15 protein-coding genes and 2 pseudogenes are annotated in these 15,547 nt (G+C 61.1%); 12 read left to right on the forward strand and 5 right to left on the reverse strand.

The window, feature by feature from the left end; all coding sequences use genetic code 11:
- The first annotated feature begins 376 nt into the window (after nucleotides 1-376).
- From NXC24_RS23895 to NXC24_RS35550, 6 genes and pseudogenes are all read left to right on the forward strand, one after another.
- Nucleotides 377-685: a DUF736 domain-containing protein gene (locus tag NXC24_RS23895; RefSeq protein ID WP_015341939.1), complete on the forward strand. Its 309-nt coding sequence runs from the start codon at nucleotides 377-379 to the stop codon at nucleotides 683-685.
- A 144-nt stretch (nucleotides 686-829) separates the two neighbouring features.
- Entirely contained in the window at nucleotides 830-1,885 is a 1,056-nt protein-coding gene (locus NXC24_RS23900; RefSeq protein ID WP_104825895.1) for a DUF977 family protein, read from the forward strand.
- Nucleotides 1,886-2,232: 347 nt separating this feature from the next.
- Complete coding sequence (locus NXC24_RS23910) at nucleotides 2,233-2,541, forward strand: DUF736 domain-containing protein (protein WP_015341939.1); 309 nt, start codon at nucleotides 2,233-2,235, stop codon at nucleotides 2,539-2,541.
- 324 nt (nucleotides 2,542-2,865) lie between these two features.
- A complete protein-coding gene (locus NXC24_RS35545) occupies nucleotides 2,866-3,030 on the forward strand; it encodes a hypothetical protein (RefSeq protein WP_199773605.1) in 165 nt (54 codons plus the stop codon).
- A gap of 323 nt (nucleotides 3,031-3,353) precedes the next feature.
- Nucleotides 3,354-3,846, forward strand: a pseudogene (locus NXC24_RS23920) (hypothetical protein).
- Nucleotides 3,847-4,161: 315 nt separating this feature from the next.
- The gene (locus tag NXC24_RS35550; protein ID WP_199773606.1) at nucleotides 4,162-4,335 is read left to right on the forward strand and encodes a hypothetical protein; all 174 of its coding nucleotides are present in this window, start codon (nucleotides 4,162-4,164) and stop codon (nucleotides 4,333-4,335) included.
- A gap of 30 nt (nucleotides 4,336-4,365) precedes the next feature.
- Here NXC24_RS35550 and NXC24_RS23925 read toward each other — a convergent pair whose 3' ends face one another.
- Nucleotides 4,366-4,623 (reverse strand): WGR domain-containing protein, encoded by a 258-nt coding sequence (locus NXC24_RS23925; RefSeq protein ID WP_104825952.1) that lies wholly within the window; start codon nucleotides 4,621-4,623, stop codon nucleotides 4,366-4,368.
- A 364-nt stretch (nucleotides 4,624-4,987) separates the two neighbouring features.
- Here NXC24_RS23925 and NXC24_RS35555 point away from each other — a divergent pair, with 364 nt between their 5' ends.
- A complete protein-coding gene (locus NXC24_RS35555; protein WP_199773607.1) occupies nucleotides 4,988-5,164 on the forward strand; it encodes a hypothetical protein in 177 nt (58 codons plus the stop codon).
- Nucleotides 5,165-5,266: 102 nt separating this feature from the next.
- On the opposite strand, the gene NXC24_RS23935 is transcribed toward NXC24_RS35555, so the two are convergent.
- Nucleotides 5,267-5,899, reverse strand: coding sequence for a thermonuclease family protein (locus tag NXC24_RS23935; protein ID WP_104825953.1), 633 nt, complete (start codon nucleotides 5,897-5,899; stop codon nucleotides 5,267-5,269).
- A gap of 435 nt (nucleotides 5,900-6,334) precedes the next feature.
- Between NXC24_RS23935 and NXC24_RS23945 the strand changes: the two genes are divergently transcribed.
- The gene (locus tag NXC24_RS23945; RefSeq protein ID WP_104825898.1) at nucleotides 6,335-6,562 is read left to right on the forward strand and encodes a hypothetical protein; all 228 of its coding nucleotides are present in this window, start codon (nucleotides 6,335-6,337) and stop codon (nucleotides 6,560-6,562) included.
- Between the two features lie 6 nt (nucleotides 6,563-6,568).
- Here the strand turns inward: NXC24_RS23945 and traG are convergent, their stop codons facing one another.
- From traG to traC, 3 genes are read right to left on the reverse strand one after another with little or no spacing between them, the layout of a single operon-like run.
- Nucleotides 6,569-8,491 carry a Ti-type conjugative transfer system protein TraG gene (gene traG / locus NXC24_RS23950; protein WP_104825899.1) on the reverse strand — a complete coding sequence of 641 codons (1,923 nt, stop codon included), beginning with the start codon at nucleotides 8,489-8,491 and terminating at the stop codon, nucleotides 6,569-6,571.
- The gene (locus NXC24_RS23955) at nucleotides 8,484-8,699 is read right to left on the reverse strand and encodes a type IV conjugative transfer system coupling protein TraD (RefSeq protein WP_028749705.1); all 216 of its coding nucleotides are present in this window, start codon (nucleotides 8,697-8,699) and stop codon (nucleotides 8,484-8,486) included. The genes traG and NXC24_RS23955 overlap by 8 nt, the downstream gene beginning before the upstream one ends.
- 4 nt (nucleotides 8,700-8,703) lie before the next feature.
- On the reverse strand, nucleotides 8,704-9,000 hold the full coding sequence (gene traC / locus NXC24_RS23960; protein WP_104825900.1) for a conjugal transfer protein TraC: 297 nt from the start codon (nucleotides 8,998-9,000) through the stop codon (nucleotides 8,704-8,706).
- A gap of 254 nt (nucleotides 9,001-9,254) precedes the next feature.
- Here traC and traA point away from each other — a divergent pair, with 254 nt between their 5' ends.
- From traA to NXC24_RS35900, 4 genes and pseudogenes are all read left to right on the forward strand, one after another.
- Nucleotides 9,255-12,566 carry a Ti-type conjugative transfer relaxase TraA gene (gene traA, locus NXC24_RS23965; RefSeq protein ID WP_104825954.1) on the forward strand — a complete coding sequence of 1,104 codons (3,312 nt, stop codon included), beginning with the start codon at nucleotides 9,255-9,257 and terminating at the stop codon, nucleotides 12,564-12,566.
- Nucleotides 12,563-13,129 carry a conjugative transfer signal peptidase TraF gene (gene traF, locus NXC24_RS23970; protein WP_104825901.1) on the forward strand — a complete coding sequence of 189 codons (567 nt, stop codon included), beginning with the start codon at nucleotides 12,563-12,565 and terminating at the stop codon, nucleotides 13,127-13,129. The genes traA and traF overlap by 4 nt, the downstream gene beginning before the upstream one ends.
- Nucleotides 13,119-14,282 (forward strand): conjugal transfer protein TraB, encoded by a 1,164-nt coding sequence (locus tag NXC24_RS23975; RefSeq protein WP_104825902.1) that lies wholly within the window; start codon nucleotides 13,119-13,121, stop codon nucleotides 14,280-14,282. The genes traF and NXC24_RS23975 overlap by 11 nt, the downstream gene beginning before the upstream one ends.
- A 663-nt stretch (nucleotides 14,283-14,945) precedes the next feature.
- Nucleotides 14,946-15,300: pseudogene (locus tag NXC24_RS35900) on the forward strand (transposase); the annotation flags it as partial.
- Between the last annotated feature and the right edge of the window lie 247 nt (nucleotides 15,301-15,547).

Genomic DNA, 15,547 nt, shown 5'->3' on the forward strand with positions numbered 1-15,547 from the left:
GGCTGTTCCCGGATGTTTGATTTTTGACATGTGGACGGGGCAGCGGGACCGCCGTTGCAGGGACCCGGCAGGCAGTCGGGGGCGCAGCTGCCATCGCCATATCCCTTCCGCCGCTGAGCCAAGCCACGTCCTTCGCGGGCTCGATGAGGCATGTCTGATCGAAGACCGGCTTCGCCTCGATCGTCCTCCCGCAACGGCCTTCCAAAACTTTCTTCCCCTGCGCGCAATGCGCCCATTCCTCGCGGAACAACAAAGTTTCTCCTGGCCGCCCTCCATTCCATTTCGGCCTTTCAGGTGCGGACCGATCGTCCCCGATCCTTGCGACAGCCATCGAGGCCGCGATGGGCGCGGCCCGAAACAGCAAAGGAATACGACAATGGCAACCATCGGCACCTTCACCACCTCCGAAACCGGCTTCAACGGCTCGATCCGCACGCTCGCCCTCAACGTCAAGGCCCGCATCGCCCGCATCGAAAACCCCTCCGACAAGGGCCCGCACTTCCGCATCTACGCGGGCAATGTCGAGCTGGGTGCGGCCTGGCAGAAGCGCTCCGAGCAGGACCGCGACTACCTCTCGGTCAAGCTCGACGATCCGAGCTTCCCCGCCCCGATCTACGCAACGCTCACCGAAGTCGAAGGCGAGGACGGCTACCAGCTGATCTGGTCCCGCCCCAACCGCGACTGAGATCAAGATGGGCCCCGCCGCCAAGGCGGGGCCTTTCCCACGCTCTGACTTTTTCCGCCGCTCTTCTTCATTGGATGAAAATGGATGGAAAAATGGAGCCCGGTATGTCATATCCCATTCGGATGGAAACGGATGGGATAATGGATGACGGCCCTCGATCTCGCGACATTGCGTATCACGCCTGAGATCCTGTCGTTGATCGCCGAGATCGACGAATTCAAAGGTGCATGGCGAGCGCTGGGTCGTATCGCGCCGGACCGGCTCTCCAGTTTGCGCCGTGTTGCTACGATCGAAAGCATCGGCTCTTCGACCCGTATCGAAGGCGCAAAGCTAAGCGACCGAGAAGTCGAAAGGTTGCTCTCGAACCTCCGGATCGGCTCGTTCACCAGCCGAGACGAACAGGAGGTCGCAGGCTATGCCGAGGTAATGGAAACGATCTTCTCCGCCTTCGACACGATCCCGCTTAATGAAAATCACATCCGACAACTCCATCGCGATCTACTCGCTCACTCGACCAAGGATGAGCGACACAGGGGAAACTGGAAAACCCTTGCCAACAACGTCGAAGCCTTCGACGAAGATGGACGAAGCCTGGGCGTCGTCTTCGCGACAGCATCTCCCTTTGATACGCCGGGCCGGATGTCGGAACTGGTGTCCTGGCAACAGGCCCAGGAGAAGGATGGGACGTTTCACCCTCTCCTCATCGTCGCTGTCTTCGTGGTGGTCTTTCTGGAAATTCATCCTTTCCAGGACGGCAATGGCCGCCTGTCGCGAGCCTTGACCACTTTGCTGCTCCTTCGGGCGGGCTATACCTACGTGCCATACAGCTCTCTCGAAAGCGTTGTCGAGCAGAACAAGGAAGCCTATTACCTCGCGCTTCGTCGAACGCAGGGTACGATCCGGACAGATCAACAGGACTGGAATCCGTGGGTCGAGTTTTTCCTCCGGAGCCTGCAGCGCCAGAAGCAGCGGCTCGAGCGTAAGATCGAACGTGAACGCCTCCTGCTGGGCGAGCTGCCGGAGTTGTCGGTCTCGATCCTCGAACTGGCGCGTGAGCGCGGGCGCGTTACGGTGATGGACGCGGCCAAGGCCACAGGCGCAAGCCGCAACACCGTCAAGGATCATCTTCGGGCGTTGACCGAGCAGGGGCATCTGACCCTTCATGGAGCGGGTCGCGGGACCTGGTACGGCCTGAACTAAAGCCGGAGTGATTGGCCCGCCGATGCGCCGAGATCAGAGCTATGGCCCAACTGTGCGCGGCCGTCATTGCCACGTCCATTTCCCAGGGGCAGCGGCGCTCCATTCGCGGGCTCGATGAGGCATGTCTGATCGAAGACCGGCTTCGCCTCGATCGTCCTCCCGCAACGGCCTTCCAAAACTTTCTTCCCCTGCGCGCAATGCGCCCATTCCTCGCGGAACAACAAAGTTTCTCCTGGCCGCCCTCCATTCCATTTCGGCCTTTCAGGTGCGGACCGATCGTCCCCGATCCTTGCGACAGCCATCGAGGCCGCGATGGGCGCGGCCCGAAACAGCAAAGGAATACGACAATGGCAACCATCGGCACCTTCACCACCTCCGAAACCGGCTTCAACGGCTCGATCCGCACGCTCGCCCTCAACGTCAAGGCCCGCATCGCCCGCATCGAAAACCCCTCCGACAAGGGCCCGCACTTCCGCATCTACGCGGGCAATGTCGAGCTGGGTGCGGCCTGGCAGAAGCGCTCCGAGCAGGACCGCGACTACCTCTCGGTCAAGCTCGACGATCCGAGCTTCCCCGCCCCGATCTACGCAACGCTCACCGAAGTCGAAGGCGAGGACGGCTACCAGCTGATCTGGTCCCGCCCCAACCGCGACTGAGATCAAGATGGGCCCCGCCGCCAAGGCGGGGCCAAACCGGCGATAGAGACAAGCAGGCGGCAGGCATCGAGCCTGTCGCCGGCTTTTTCGGTGCGATACGGAGAGGAACTATTGTCTGCTCAGATGGAGTATCTGTGCCGGGAGGAAATGCCGGCGTCAAAGGACGAGCGGTGCCCCCAATTTTGTCTTCGCTCCGGTGCCCTCAGCTCCAACAAAATCGGCACCCCCGCCCACCGGCTCCGCCGGTCGCTGCCGCGCTCCTTGACCCCGTCATCTCCTCCCGCCGCGCGGTCTCGTCTTTCACGAACTCAAGGAGATGAGACGATGACGATCGAACAGCATATCGAAGAACTGCGGGCCGAACTGAAGAACGCCTGTGACGCCGCCGAGCGCCGCCAGATCGAGGTAGAGCTTGAACTCGCCCAGGCTGATCTGGCGGTGACGCTTGCCGAACAGGACGGTGCGATCGTTGCCGAGCCGCCTTTTTGAGGCGGCTTTTCTGCGGCACGAGGAGCCGGTGCGCCGGATTGACCGGCTTACCGGCTGTCAGGGGTTTCACCCCTCGACACTCCCGCCGGCTCACGCCGGATACGGTCGCGACCCCTTCTGGCCCGCGGGTCTCTTTTCTCTCTGACGCCCCATTGTACTCCAGCAAATCCGGCGTCAAGAACGGCGCGGTCTCCCCCAATTTTTCCGCCGCTGCGCTTTCCGAAAAATCGGCTCCCCCGCTTGCAAGTCGCGTTCCGCGCTCCTTGACCCCTCTTTGCCACGGAGTGGCCGATCTCCGTCATCAAGATGAAGGAGATCACATCATGACCACGGATCAGAACCTTATGCTCCACACCAAGCTTTCCGGTTTCCGGCTCGTCGTGCTTGCAAACCGCTTCGGCTGCGATACCGAGTTTTCACGAGCGCTTCATGACCGCCTGATCGAAGGACTCGACGCGGCTCGCGTTCGCATCCGAACCATCATGGCATTGGAGCGGAGCGTACTTGCCGGCGACGACGAATATGCTGCCTATCGGCTCGCAGGCGAGAACGAGATGTTTGAGCGTGTCACCATCAACTTGCTGGATGAGCTCGAGATCGATTTCGACACGCACGAATACCGCATTCAACGGTGGCAATTGGACCAATGCTTTGTCGGCGGATTGCGACGGCGTCGAAATCAATTATCCAAGCCTTGTCGCGCTGAGCGAGACTGAAATCGGTTCCTTGGCAGCGATCGTCAGGGATATCCGCCAGGAAACAGGCATCGTCATTCATGCGGCGCGTGTCGTCTATGCGAGCTGCGAAAGCTCCTGAGGGGGCTTTTGCGATTTCCGAGGACGGTGAGAGCGGTTGCGTGAGGGATTGGCAAGCTTTCGATCGCAGCGCGCGACCAGTTCAACGTCTCCTTGTCGACTAGCTGTCATCTCTCATCGGGGATATTGCAGCCCGTCCGTCCGGCCGCAACCTGGCGCCGCCGGAATTTTCCCCGCCGCATTCCGCGGCTCCTCGCGCATCAAAATTCAGCCGCCGCCAGGTCCTCCACATCCGTTTCGGCCTTGCCAGGTGCAATCCTCCTTTCCGGTCTGCCGTCGATCCCCGCAAATGACGCAATCGACAAGGAGATCCATCATGCAACAACTCGCTCAGTTCCTCGCCGCGACCGGCCGCCGGCTCCTCGCTCTCGGCAAGGTGATCAGCCACTTCTTCCGTAAGGGCAAGCTTGGCCTGAAACTCGGCGTTAAGATCCCGTTCTTCGTCGAGATCGAGGTGTGCTTCGAGACCGACTGGAACCGGCGCCGATGAGGCAAAACGGCCCGCTTCGGCAGGCCATTCTCATGTTGGCACGACAGATCGCGGGCGATAGCCGCGTTTTCGTTTCCGTCGCAGCAGATCGAGAAACAGTTCGACTGCTTCCTCCTCCCGCCCGAAATGGTGGACCATCGTCTGACCCTTCGTGCCAATGCGGCCCCACTTCCTGAGCAGACAAATGTCACCGAACAGATTCGGCTCGATCGACATAGCGTAGTAGCGCGCCATGTTTCTGGCGGCGTCAGAGCGTTCGACATAGAGATGGTACGGTTGGGCGATCATGAGATCAGAATCGCCTATGCCGGGAATCGCGTCCAACGAGACTTATGAATCGGTCGGCAAGGATCGATTCATATCGCTGATGATATGCGACCGGACACCATGGGCTTGCGCGGACTTGCCTAATGCCGTTCGTGCGGCTGGCGACCATCAATAGGGAACTTAAACCAATTGCGCGGGGTTTCCCTCGAGGCTGGGCTGGGCACAATGAATGTCTTCGACTGCCGCCGGACCTCGAATATAAAATGAGAGGAGTCTATTTCAGGGAGCTTCGACTTTTTCAGGTGTGCGCTGGCGCAGGTTTCTCTCTTCGCCCGGATTTCACCTCCGGGAAGACCATGGATCGGGAACAGCATGAGGATGTCACATGAAAGGCTATCTTTCCTATGTCATCGGCGCACTGTTGGGCGCCATCGTTGCAATCGCCGTGTCCATTCTTTTCAGCCTCGATGGGATGTTCCAGCTTGCGGTTTTGGCGCTGCTGCCGGTTCTGGGTGCTGCGCTGGTCGAGCGCTTTTACTATCGCGGGTCACGAACGCGCTAACGTGACCATTAACAAATAGAATTCGGGTCTCGGTCGATTAAACGTGCAAAGCCGACGGTCTTTGGGCGAGACGCCTGCGGCGCACGGCTCTAATCGCGACGCTCACGGTGCCCGAATCGGTCTCCGCTCATCCGGGTGACGATCCTCTCGCAGTTGGTTACCCACACCATCGTGTCTTGCGCCATCGCAGCGGCGGGCAAGACCTTCATCGATGAGGCGGTCGCCGAGCGAGCGCCCTTCCCGCGTGACGGTTCGGAGTTTGCGGCCGTACTTGTCCTCGTGCCGCAAGCCTGCTGACAACGAGAACTTGCCGGCGTTCAAAAGCGCCAACAGGCGCGCCTTCGCTGCCTCGCCCTTGATCCGTTCCGCCTCGCAGCGCGGTAGGCTGAGTTCCGGCGTGTCGATATCCGCAATGCGGATTTTTTCTCCCTTGAACCAGAACGTATCGCCATCGACGACGCAGTTCGTCCGCACGCTCTCGCCGCACATTAAAAATGCGGCCGACGACGTATCCGTGGAAGGTATCTTGGCGAGAGCCAGCACGCCGGAGAGATCGCCAGCGCCGCCGGAGGCAAGCCAACTCCCCGCTCCAATGATGATGGCTGAGATGACCGCCATCAGCGACTTGCGCGGGCCGTTCTGTCCCGTTCGGAATTTTCGCTGCGGCCGATATCGATCATTCCCGCTGGCGGATTTGCGCTGCGATTTCAACGGCACCACATTCGATTTCGCCAACTGCCCGTCCTCGGCTGTTTGCATCAATCTATGTCGAACCCGGTTTCATCTGTCTTTACGGCCTGTTGAATATCGGGCGGAGTGCGAGAGCGGGACGCAGTCGGTCCCGCCTCCCCGGTGGGCCACTATATTGAGGCTCCTGCGGCTGCGTTATTTCCCGCTCCTCGCACGACGAGAATTCCCGAAATCCCGCCCTCGGGCGGACGCTCACGCTGATTTCTCCGATACTCTTCATTATTGTCGATCGGCCTTGCTCGCTGCGCTGCGCGCCGGCCGATCGGATAGGTTTCAAGCTGGCAAACGAAACGCAAGTTGCCCTTTGCTCTAGGGTTCTTGAAGAGCGGCGGAAGGCGGTATTCGGCGTTGCGCTATGGCTCATATACTGTCATTTGTCGCAACCGCGTTTATGGGCGCTGAAATATCCAAAGGTTGATCATGGACGATACGGTTCAAATTGGAAGCCGCGGCGACTTCGGTCTCTGGGCAATCGAAGTCGCGAAACAGATTGTCGGCGAGCAGGGCTTCGAGCTTGCCCAGGCCGCGCGTGACGGCACGGAGGACGACCTCCGTGCTGCAGGCGATGCTCTGGGGCAGGCCATTACCAACGCGCTGCTCGAAGTCTTCGATGGACTGCTGGACGAGCCGCCCGCCGATGCGACTTGACCGATCTTACGGGTTGTCCGCGCTATCGCGGAAGAACGCGTTCGGCTTCACACATGCCTTCATGTCCTCACGCCTAAACCAGATTGCGCGCCCACACCGGAGCGGCGCGTTTCCGGCCGTGAAAACGATCTGCTCGTCGGCACGCATGCGCAGCACCTCATGCGGCTGGATCAACGGCCGGGCGGCGAGTTGCTTCGATCGCGTGCGCGACGATCCTTTCGATTGGACACTGCGGCTGACCTGATCGATCTCGACGGTCGTCATGCCGCAGCGGCGCGAGATGTAGTCGGCGGTCTCCGGATCGTTGATCGCAGCGAATGAAATCCAGCTCGCGCTTTCGAACCATTTGCTGGCCGCATCGCGGCCGCCATAAGTTTCGCGCATCTGGCCGATCGACTGGTAGATCATGGTCAGCGTGATCCCATATTTGCGGCCGGCGTCGCGCGCGGTTTCCAGGATGCGCATGTAGCCGAGGCGTGCCACCTCATCGAGAAGGAAGAGCGCCCTGCCCGGCATCTCGCCATTGCGGTTGTAGATCGCGTTCAGAAACGAACCGATGATGACGCGCGCCAAGCCCGCATGGGTCTCCAACGTCTTGAGATCGACGTTGATGAACACGTCCGTCTTTCCGTCTGCAAGATCACCCGTCGTAAAGGTCTTGCCAGAGACCAGGGCGGCGTAGTTCGGGTAGGATAGCCAGTGCGTTTCCTTGACCGCATTGGCATAAACGCCCGAGAAGGTTTCCGGCGTCATGTTGACGAAGGCCGCGACATTTTCCTTCACGAAATCCGAATTTGAATCGTCATAGATTTCCTGCAGCCGCTGGCGCAGCTGGGGTTCCGGCTCGGAAAGATTCTTGCGCACTTGCCGCAGCGTCTGGTCGCTTTCCGTCGTGTGGCCCGACAGGCAAACGTCGGCAATTAGTGCGGTGAGCAATTGCAAAGCCGAGGTGCGGAAGAAATCGTCGCGAACCCCACGCGCCCCACCGCTGTCGCTCATGATCCACGATGCGACGGAGGCGATATCCTCCTCCTTCGTTCCGCCGAACCGGCCGATCCAATCGAGCGCATTGAAGCCGATCTCTGAGTATTTCGGATCGAGCACGAAGACGTCGCGGTTGGCATCGCCACGGTGCTTCGACACCATTGGCGCGACCTCGTTCGACGGATCGAGGACGACGAGCGCACCGCCCCATTTGAGCGCGGTCGGGATCGTGACAGACGTCGTCTTGAAGCCGCCGGATCCGGCGAAGACAATACCGTGCGACGATCCGAACGAACCGTCGAAGCAAAGCAGCGGCGACTTACCGCCTGCTCCCCAGGTCTCGGGACTGTCGGCGCGGACCGATTGTGCCGCGCAGCTATCCCGGTCGACCCGGTAGCGCTCGCCGATGACGATGCCGCCGCTCTCGGCAAACAGCTTTTCGGCATGAGCCAGTTTCATCCAGTCGGCCTCGCCGTGCAGCGCCCGTTTTCCAACGATGCGCTTCGGCTCGGCCCTGGCGAACGCGGCGTTGCCGGCAATCGCCACACGGGTGCCGAACAGCGCCGACATCACCACTGCGGCGGCCCCGATCGCCGTTGCGGGATCGAGATAGTTGAAGATGGATTTGCCGGCCGGGACTTGTCCGAGAAACGCGGAGAGCCTCGATGCCTCGCGCAGGGCCGCAATGACGAGCGTCGCAATGGATCCTGTGACAACGCCCCATCCTGCGGTCCTGATCCGCACGGAGCCCGCGCTCGCAAACAGAAAGACAATACCGACGACGGACGCGGCGACATAGGGCAGCGCGATACCAGCTCGACCAAGCATCTGCCGGGCGGCATCGCTCTTGCCGAACTGGGCAAGCCAGTCTTCGATCCCGGTCATGCCGATGGCCGTCAGCATCATCAACGTGCAGGGCGCAACGAACAGCAGCATCCTAGTCATCTCTCTCTCCGAAAGCTTCAGCACCGAGCGCGGCGAGCCGTGAGCGCTCCTGTGCGTCTCCCTTTAGCCGCGCGGCGGCATCGATGAGGAGCCCGAGCAGCAGCGCGCGCTTCTCGTAGCGCAGCCCCGCCTTGACGATCAGGCCGCCGAGCTCGATCTTTTCGCGTGTGTCCTTCTTGCGGGCATCTGATGTCGTGGATCTTCGCATCCGCTCAAGCCTCGCCAGTCCTGCCCTCAGCCGCGCCAGGCGGGTTCTGCGCGGGGGGCGTGCTGCCCTCCCTTGCGCCGGCTGCCCCCTTCCCTCCGGTCGAACGGGCCTTGCCTCCGCGAAAGCGTTTCGCCAGATCCTCGAATGCTGCCTGCAGTTCACCCTCATCGATCTCGATCTCACCGAGCCCGACTTTGAGCGCGATGCGGCCGATGCGTTCGGCCTCTCGGGTCTCCGCGAGCTTCAACTGCTCCTGGAGTCTGGCGATTTCGTCGCGGATTTTCGAGGATGGTTTCTTCATGTCCGGAGGTCTCCTTGGGTGCGAAAACTTGTCTTTCGGACCCTATCTTCCGGATGTCGGTGCGCAACGCACTACTGTGAATCCTACAATCGCCAAGCGCGATGCTTTCGTGGATGATCCCGGCCGCTCGACAAGAGCGGCATCCGAAGGGCGCAATTATACGTCGCTGACGCGACGTTTTTTGAGAGCGCCTGGCGGGGCCGGACTCGCTGCCGAACATGTTGATTTGCTCGCAATCGGGAAAGAACTCCGCCGTGGCCGTCCCTCATTTCTCCGTCAGCATCGTCGCCCGCGGTTCCGGCCGCAGCGCTGTGCTGTCTGCGGCCTACCGGCATTGCGCGAAGATGGAGTACGAGCGCGAAGCCCGCACGATCGACTACACGCGCAAGCAGGGCCTGCTGCATGAAGAGTTCGTCATCCCGGCCGATGCACCGAATTGGCTGCGGGCGATGATCGCCGATCGCTCCGTCTCCGGGGCCTCCGAAGCCTTCTGGAATAGCGTCGAAACTTTCGAGAAGCGTGTCGATGCCCAGCTCGCCAAGGACGTGACCATTGCGCTGCCGGTGGAACTCTCGACCGCGCGGAACATCGAGCTGGTGAGGGATTTCGTCGAGCGGCACATCACATCGAACGGGATGGTGGCGGACTGGGTCTATCACGATGCGCCCGGCAACCCGCATGTGCACCTGATGACGACGCTCCGGCCACTTGCCGAAGACGGGTTCGGCGCCAAGAAGATCGCAGTGACCGGCCCTGACGGCAAGCCGGTGCGCAACGATGCCAGCAAGATCGTCTATGAACTCTGGGCCGGTAGCCTCGACGATTTCAACGCCTTTCGCGACGGCTGGTTTGCCTGTCAGAACCGGCATCTGGCGCGTGCCGGCCTCGATCTCCGCGTCGACGGCCGATCCTTCGAGAAGCAGGGGATCGATCTGACGCCGACTATCCACCTCGGTGTCGGCGCCAAGGCGATCGAGCGGAAGTCGGCGGAAGCCGAGCGGCTCCCTTCGCTGGAGCGGCTGGAGCTGCAGGAGGAGCGCCGGGCGGAAAACGCCCGGCGCATCCGGCGCCGTCCCGAGCTGGTGCTCGACCTGATCACCCGGGAGAAGAGCGTCTTCGACGAACGTGACGTTGCCAAGATCCTCCACCGCTACATTGACGACGCCGGCCTCTTCCAAAGCCTGATGGCAAGAATCCTGCAGAGCTCGGACACGCTCCGGCTCGAGCGTGAGCGGATCGAATTTTCGAGCGGACAACGCGTACCGGCAAGATACACGACACGGGAGCTCATCCGGCTCGAAGCGGAACTGGCCAACCGGGCGATCTGGCTGTCTCAACGCTCCTCCCACGGCGTTGCGGACGCCGTGCGCGAAGCTACCTTTGCCCATCATCTGCGCCTGTCGGACGAGCAGAGGACGGCGATCGCCCATGTTATCGGCGGTGAGCGCATCGCCGCGGTGATCGGGCGCGCCGGCGCCGGCAAGACGACGATGATGAAAGCCGCGCGTGAGGCCTGGGAAGCCGCCGGCTATCGCGTCGTCGGTGGGGCGCTTGCGGGCAAGGCGGCTGAGGGCCTGGTGAAGGAAGCGGGCATTGTCTCCCGCACGCTGTCATCCTGGGAACTGCGCTGGAACCAAGGCCGCAATCAGCTGGACGACAGGACCGTATTCGTTCTCGATGAAGCGGGCATGGTGTCGTCGCGGCAGATGGCACTATTCGTCGAAGCGGCGACCAAGTCCGGCGCCAAACTGGTGCTTGTCGGAGATCCGGAACAGCTTCAGCCGATCGAAGCCGGCGCTGCCTTCCGCGCCATTGCCGATCGGATCGGCTATGCCGAGCTCGAAACCATCTATCGCCAGCGCGAACAGTGGATGCGCGAGGCGTCGCTCGATCTCGCCCGCGGCAATATCGGCAAAGCGGTCGAAGCCTATCGCGCCCAGGGTCGCATCAGTGAAGCCGATCTCAAGGCCGATGCCGTGCAGGCGCTGATTGCCGATTGGAACCGCGACTACGATCCGCAAAAGTCGAGCCTCATTCTTGCGCACTTGCGTCGTGAAGTCCGCATGCTCAACGACATGACCCGCGCAAAGCTCATCGAACGCGGCCTCGTAGCCGAGGGTTTCGCCTTCCGGACCGAAGACGGTCACCGGAAATTCGCAGCCGGCGACCAGATCGTGTTCTTGAAGAACGAGGGTTCGCTCGGCGTCAAGAACGGCATGCTGGCGAAGGTCGTTGAAGCGGCGCCGGGGCGTATCGTCGCGGAAGTCGGAGAAGGCGAACACCGCCGCCAGGTCACGGTCGAACAACGCTTCTACGCCAATCTCGATCACGGCTATGCCATCACGATCCATAAGAGCCAGGGCGCCACCGTGGATCGGGTGAAGGTCCTGGCGTCCTTGTCGCTCGATCGCCATCTCACCTACGTTGCCATGACCCGTCATCGCGAGGACCTTAGCTTCTATTACGGCCGCCGATCCTTCGCCAAGGCGGGCGGCCTGATCTCGATCCTGTCGCGCGGACAAGCCAAGGAAACGACGCTCGATTATGCGAGCGGGCGCTTCTACGCCCAAGCCCTTCGCTTCGCCGACGCCCGTGGCCTTCACCTCGTTAACGTCGCACGCACGGTCGTTCGCGACAGGCTCGAATGGACCGTCCGGCAAAAGTCGAAGCTCGCCGAGCTTGGCGCACGTCTGGCGACGATCGCCGGCAGGCTTGGTCTGTTCGCCGGCGCGGCCAAGACCACTCAATCGCACAGGATCAACGAGGCAAAACCAATGGTATCGGGCATCACCACGTTCCCAAAATCGCTGGAACAGGCCGTCGAAGACCGGCTTGCCGCCGACCCCGGCTTGAAGAAGCAATGGGAGGAGGTCTCGACCCGCTTCCACCTCGTCTACGCCCAGCCGGAAAGCGCGTTCAAGGCCGTCAACGTCAACGCGATGCTGAAGGACGAGAGCATTGCGAAATCCACGTTGGCTAGGATCGGATCGGAGCCTGAACGCTTCGGCGCGCTCAAGGGCAAGACCGGGATACTCGCCAGCCACGCCGACAGACAGGAGCGAGAAAAGGCACAAACGAATGCGCCGGCGTTGGCCCGTAATTTGGAGCGTTATTTGCGCCAGCGGGCGGAGGCGGAGCGCAAGTTCGAGGTCGAAGAACGCGCTCTCCGTCTGAAGGTCTCGATCGATATTCCCGCGCTGTCGCAAGGTGCAAAGCAGATCCTCGAGCGCGTTCGCGATGCGATCGACCGCAACGACCTGCCCGCCGGCCTCGAATATGCACTTGCCGACAAAATGATGAAGGCGGAACTGGAGGGTTTCGCCAAGGCGGTATCGGAGCGGTTCGGCGAGCGAATCTTCCTGTCGCTTGCTGCAAAGGACCCCATTGGACAGACCTTCAATGCCGTCACGTCGGGAATGACGGCAGGGCAGAAGGCAGAGGTTCAAGCGGCATGGAGTTCGATGCGGACGGTGCAGCAACTCGCCGCTCATGAGCGTACGACCGAGGCGCTGAAGCACGCGGAGACAATGCGTCAGACGAAGAGCCAGGGGCTCTCGCTAAAATGAAAACACCCGTGTTTGCGTTCTGTACGCGAAGCGCTCAAAGGACCCATGCAGTCGTGCTCTTGGCCCTGGCGGCATCCGTCGCTAGCGGCGGTGTTGCTGCCGCAATCGTCGGCGGCTTTCGCATCAACTTGACACCGAGCGAACCCCTCGGCCTCTGGCGTATCGTGGCGCTCGATCGCCCGGCAGCTCGCGGGGATCTCGTTTTCATTTGCCCCCCGCTTACGGCGGCAATACGGGAGGGGCGCGCGCGAGGGTATCTCCGCGTTGGATCCTGCCCGGGCGCGATCGCTCCGCTCATCAAGACAATCATCGCTGTAGCCGGGCAGCATGTCGAAATCGGTGCGCACGTGACGATCGACGGGCGCCCGATCCCATTTTCCGACCTCACTGAGCGGGACGGCGCGGGTCGACCAATGACGCCATTTCCCGGCGGTGTCGTGCCGGCGGGAAGCGTTTTTGTCTATTCAGCGTTCAGGAGTTCCTATGACTCCCGTTATTTCGGCCCCCTGCCAGCTTCCGGCATCGTCGGCCTGGCGCAACAGGTGCTCACCTATGCGCCTTGACCAACTTCAGTCCGCCCTCCCGATTCCCGCTTCTATCATCGTCGGAGTGGTAGGATGGAGTGGCCACGTTCTGCTTCTTCCGGTCACTTTCGGGTTTCCAATTCTCTGGATGCTTGCGCGAACGCGGTTGATTGCCGCGTTTGTCGCGGCTGGCTATTTCCTGGCGGCCTCTCGGGGATTACCCCAAGGTGTCGCGACCTTCTACGTCTCCGATCTCTTGCCGGGCCTGTTGCTCTGGCTCTGCGCGTCGCTGAGCTTTATCGGCGTCCACACAGTATTCTGGACGAGATGCGGCTCTACGCGGCCATTTCGTTATCTTGCTGCGTCCGTACTTATGACAATTCCACCATTCGGCATCACCGGTTGGGCACATCCGATCACAGCCACGGGTGTACTGTTTCCAGGATGGGGATGGTGGGGATTGGTCGCCGGGACAGCCGGCCTCATCGGCCTTGTAACCCGTGCTTGGCCAGCTATCGTCATCGCCCTTTCAGGTCTGTGGCTTTGGTCCGCCGCAGTCTGGACCGTGCCGGCCCTACCGGAAGCATGGCAGGGCGTCGATCTCGAATTGGGCGCTTCGCTCGGCCGCGACATCAGTCTGCAGCGCCACCGTGATCTGATTGCCACGGTGAAGGATCGAGTATCTGGCGGCAGCCGTCGGATCGTGTTGCCCGAAAGCGCCCTCGGCTCTTGGACACCGACCACGGAGCGCCTGTGGGTAAAAGCTCTGGAGGGAACGGACATATCCGTTATCGCCGGCGCCTCAGTTGTCAATTCGGGCGGATACGACAACGTTCTGATTGCGATCTCCGGTAATGGTGCGCAACTCCTTTATCAAGAGCGCATGCCGGTTCCAGGTTCGATGTGGCAACCCTGGCGCCCCCTGCTTAGTCAGAGTGGCGGCGCGCAGGCGCATCTCTTCGCAAATCCGACGGTGACGGTTGCCGACCATCGGCTAGCACCACTGATCTGCTATGAGCAACTGATCATATGGCCTGTCCTCCAGTCCATGCTGTATCATCCGGATGTCATTGTTGCCGCCGGCAATGGATGGTGGACCAAAGGAACCCCTATTGTCGCCATCCAGCGCGCAAGCACGCAAGCCTGGGCGCGCCTGTTCGACAAACCCCTCGTCATCTCCTTCAACACCTGATTACAAGGAGGTGGCATGAAAGAGGCCGCCCCCGGAGAGAGAACGGATCACTGAGATGCCGATGATGTCGAGGGACAGTCACACTTCCAGCCTTTCGGCTTACCTTATTGGGGTTTCGAAGATCTCAACAAGGGAGTTGGAAGCATGACTGCCACTTATGAATACCATATCGGGGTCGACTACCACAAATCCTACAGCCATCTGGTGGTGCAGGACAGCAGCGGCAAGATGCTGAGATCCGGCCGGGTGAAGAACGACCGCCAGTCGCTTGGCGGGTTCCTGGAACGCTACCGCGAGAACTCGCATGCCGTGGTTGAGGCGACGCGCAACTGGATGGTGATCTCGATGACATTTTACGTGCGGCTGCGCACGATGACGAAGAACCGCATCGTCACGGTGTTCGACCGCTATCCCGAGCAGACGGCACGGCTGAAGAAGCTCGGTGACCTGTTCGGCAAGGCCGGCCGCGTCCAGCTGGCGCAGGTGAAGGTCTCGGAGATCGACCGCATCCAGATCGATCGCGGCCTTGCGTTCATCGGCGACATCGATCGGCGCATCAAGCAGTCGGAAGCGACGATCCGGGCGATGACCAAGGCCAATGGCAACGTCAAACTGTTGAAGACGATCCCCGGCATCGGCGAGTTCTTCGCCCGGCTGATCGATGCTGAGATCGACGACGTATCGCGGTTCCAACCCGAAGAAACTTGCCGCCTATGCCGGGCTTGTGCCGTCGACCTATTCCTCCGGCGGCAAGACCTATCACGGCAAGATCATCAAGCAGAGCAACAAGTGGCTGCGCTGGGCTTTCGTGGAAGCGGTTTCTCCTGCCATCGCCAGCGATCCACAGCTGCGCGCCCAATACGAGCATCTGAAGATCAGAGGAACCAATAAGGCGCGTGTGGCCATCGCGCGTAAGCTTTTGACGATCGCCTTCCAGATCCTGCGTGATCAGCGCGCTTACAAGCCGCGCGGCGAAAGCAACATGGAAGGCGCGTCGACGATATCCCGGTTGCCCTGATGACGTTCTAGCGAGCCTGGCAGGTCTGGGCTGCGCTCCTCAAGGAGAATGGGAAACCGGGAGCCGAACGCCACTCTGTGACCGAAGCCAACGCATCAGGTCACGCGTTGGAGAATGGTTCGAGAACCGAAGGACGGGAACAACCTGTCCAGCGGAACGAAGAGATTTGAGCCGATCGGTCAAAACGCCGGTCAAAAGACAACCGAACCCAAGGAAATGCCCGCAAATGCTGGTGCTTTACCCCTTG

Source organism: Rhizobium sp. NXC24, from assembly GCF_002944315.1.
Lineage (GTDB): Bacteria > Pseudomonadota > Alphaproteobacteria > Rhizobiales > Rhizobiaceae > Rhizobium.

Excerpts from the sequence above, each read along its gene's own strand:
- NXC24_RS35545 (WP_199773605.1), top strand. The coding sequence starts at position 2,866 with ATGACGATCGAACAGCATATCGAAGAACTGCGGGCCGAACTGAAGAAC.
- NXC24_RS23925 (WP_104825952.1), bottom strand. The coding sequence starts at position 4,623 with ATGATCGCCCAACCGTACCATCTCTATGTCGAACGCTCTGACGCCGCC.
- traG (WP_104825899.1), bottom strand. The coding sequence starts at position 8,491 with ATGACTAGGATGCTGCTGTTCGTTGCGCCCTGCACGTTGATGATGCTG.
- traC (WP_104825900.1), bottom strand. The coding sequence starts at position 9,000 with ATGAAGAAACCATCCTCGAAAATCCGCGACGAAATCGCCAGACTCCAG.
- NXC24_RS23975 (WP_104825902.1), top strand. The coding sequence starts at position 13,119 with ATGCGCCTTGACCAACTTCAGTCCGCCCTCCCGATTCCCGCTTCTATC.
- traF (WP_104825901.1), top strand. The coding sequence starts at position 12,563 with ATGAAAACACCCGTGTTTGCGTTCTGTACGCGAAGCGCTCAAAGGACC.
- NXC24_RS23910 (WP_015341939.1), top strand. The coding sequence starts at position 2,233 with ATGGCAACCATCGGCACCTTCACCACCTCCGAAACCGGCTTCAACGGC.
- NXC24_RS35550 (WP_199773606.1), top strand. The coding sequence starts at position 4,162 with ATGCAACAACTCGCTCAGTTCCTCGCCGCGACCGGCCGCCGGCTCCTC.
- NXC24_RS23895 (WP_015341939.1), top strand. The coding sequence starts at position 377 with ATGGCAACCATCGGCACCTTCACCACCTCCGAAACCGGCTTCAACGGC.
- NXC24_RS23955 (WP_028749705.1), bottom strand. The coding sequence starts at position 8,699 with ATGCGAAGATCCACGACATCAGATGCCCGCAAGAAGGACACACGCGAA.
- NXC24_RS35555 (WP_199773607.1), top strand. The coding sequence starts at position 4,988 with ATGAAAGGCTATCTTTCCTATGTCATCGGCGCACTGTTGGGCGCCATC.
- NXC24_RS23945 (WP_104825898.1), top strand. The coding sequence starts at position 6,335 with ATGGACGATACGGTTCAAATTGGAAGCCGCGGCGACTTCGGTCTCTGG.
- NXC24_RS23900 (WP_104825895.1), top strand. The coding sequence starts at position 830 with ATGACGGCCCTCGATCTCGCGACATTGCGTATCACGCCTGAGATCCTG.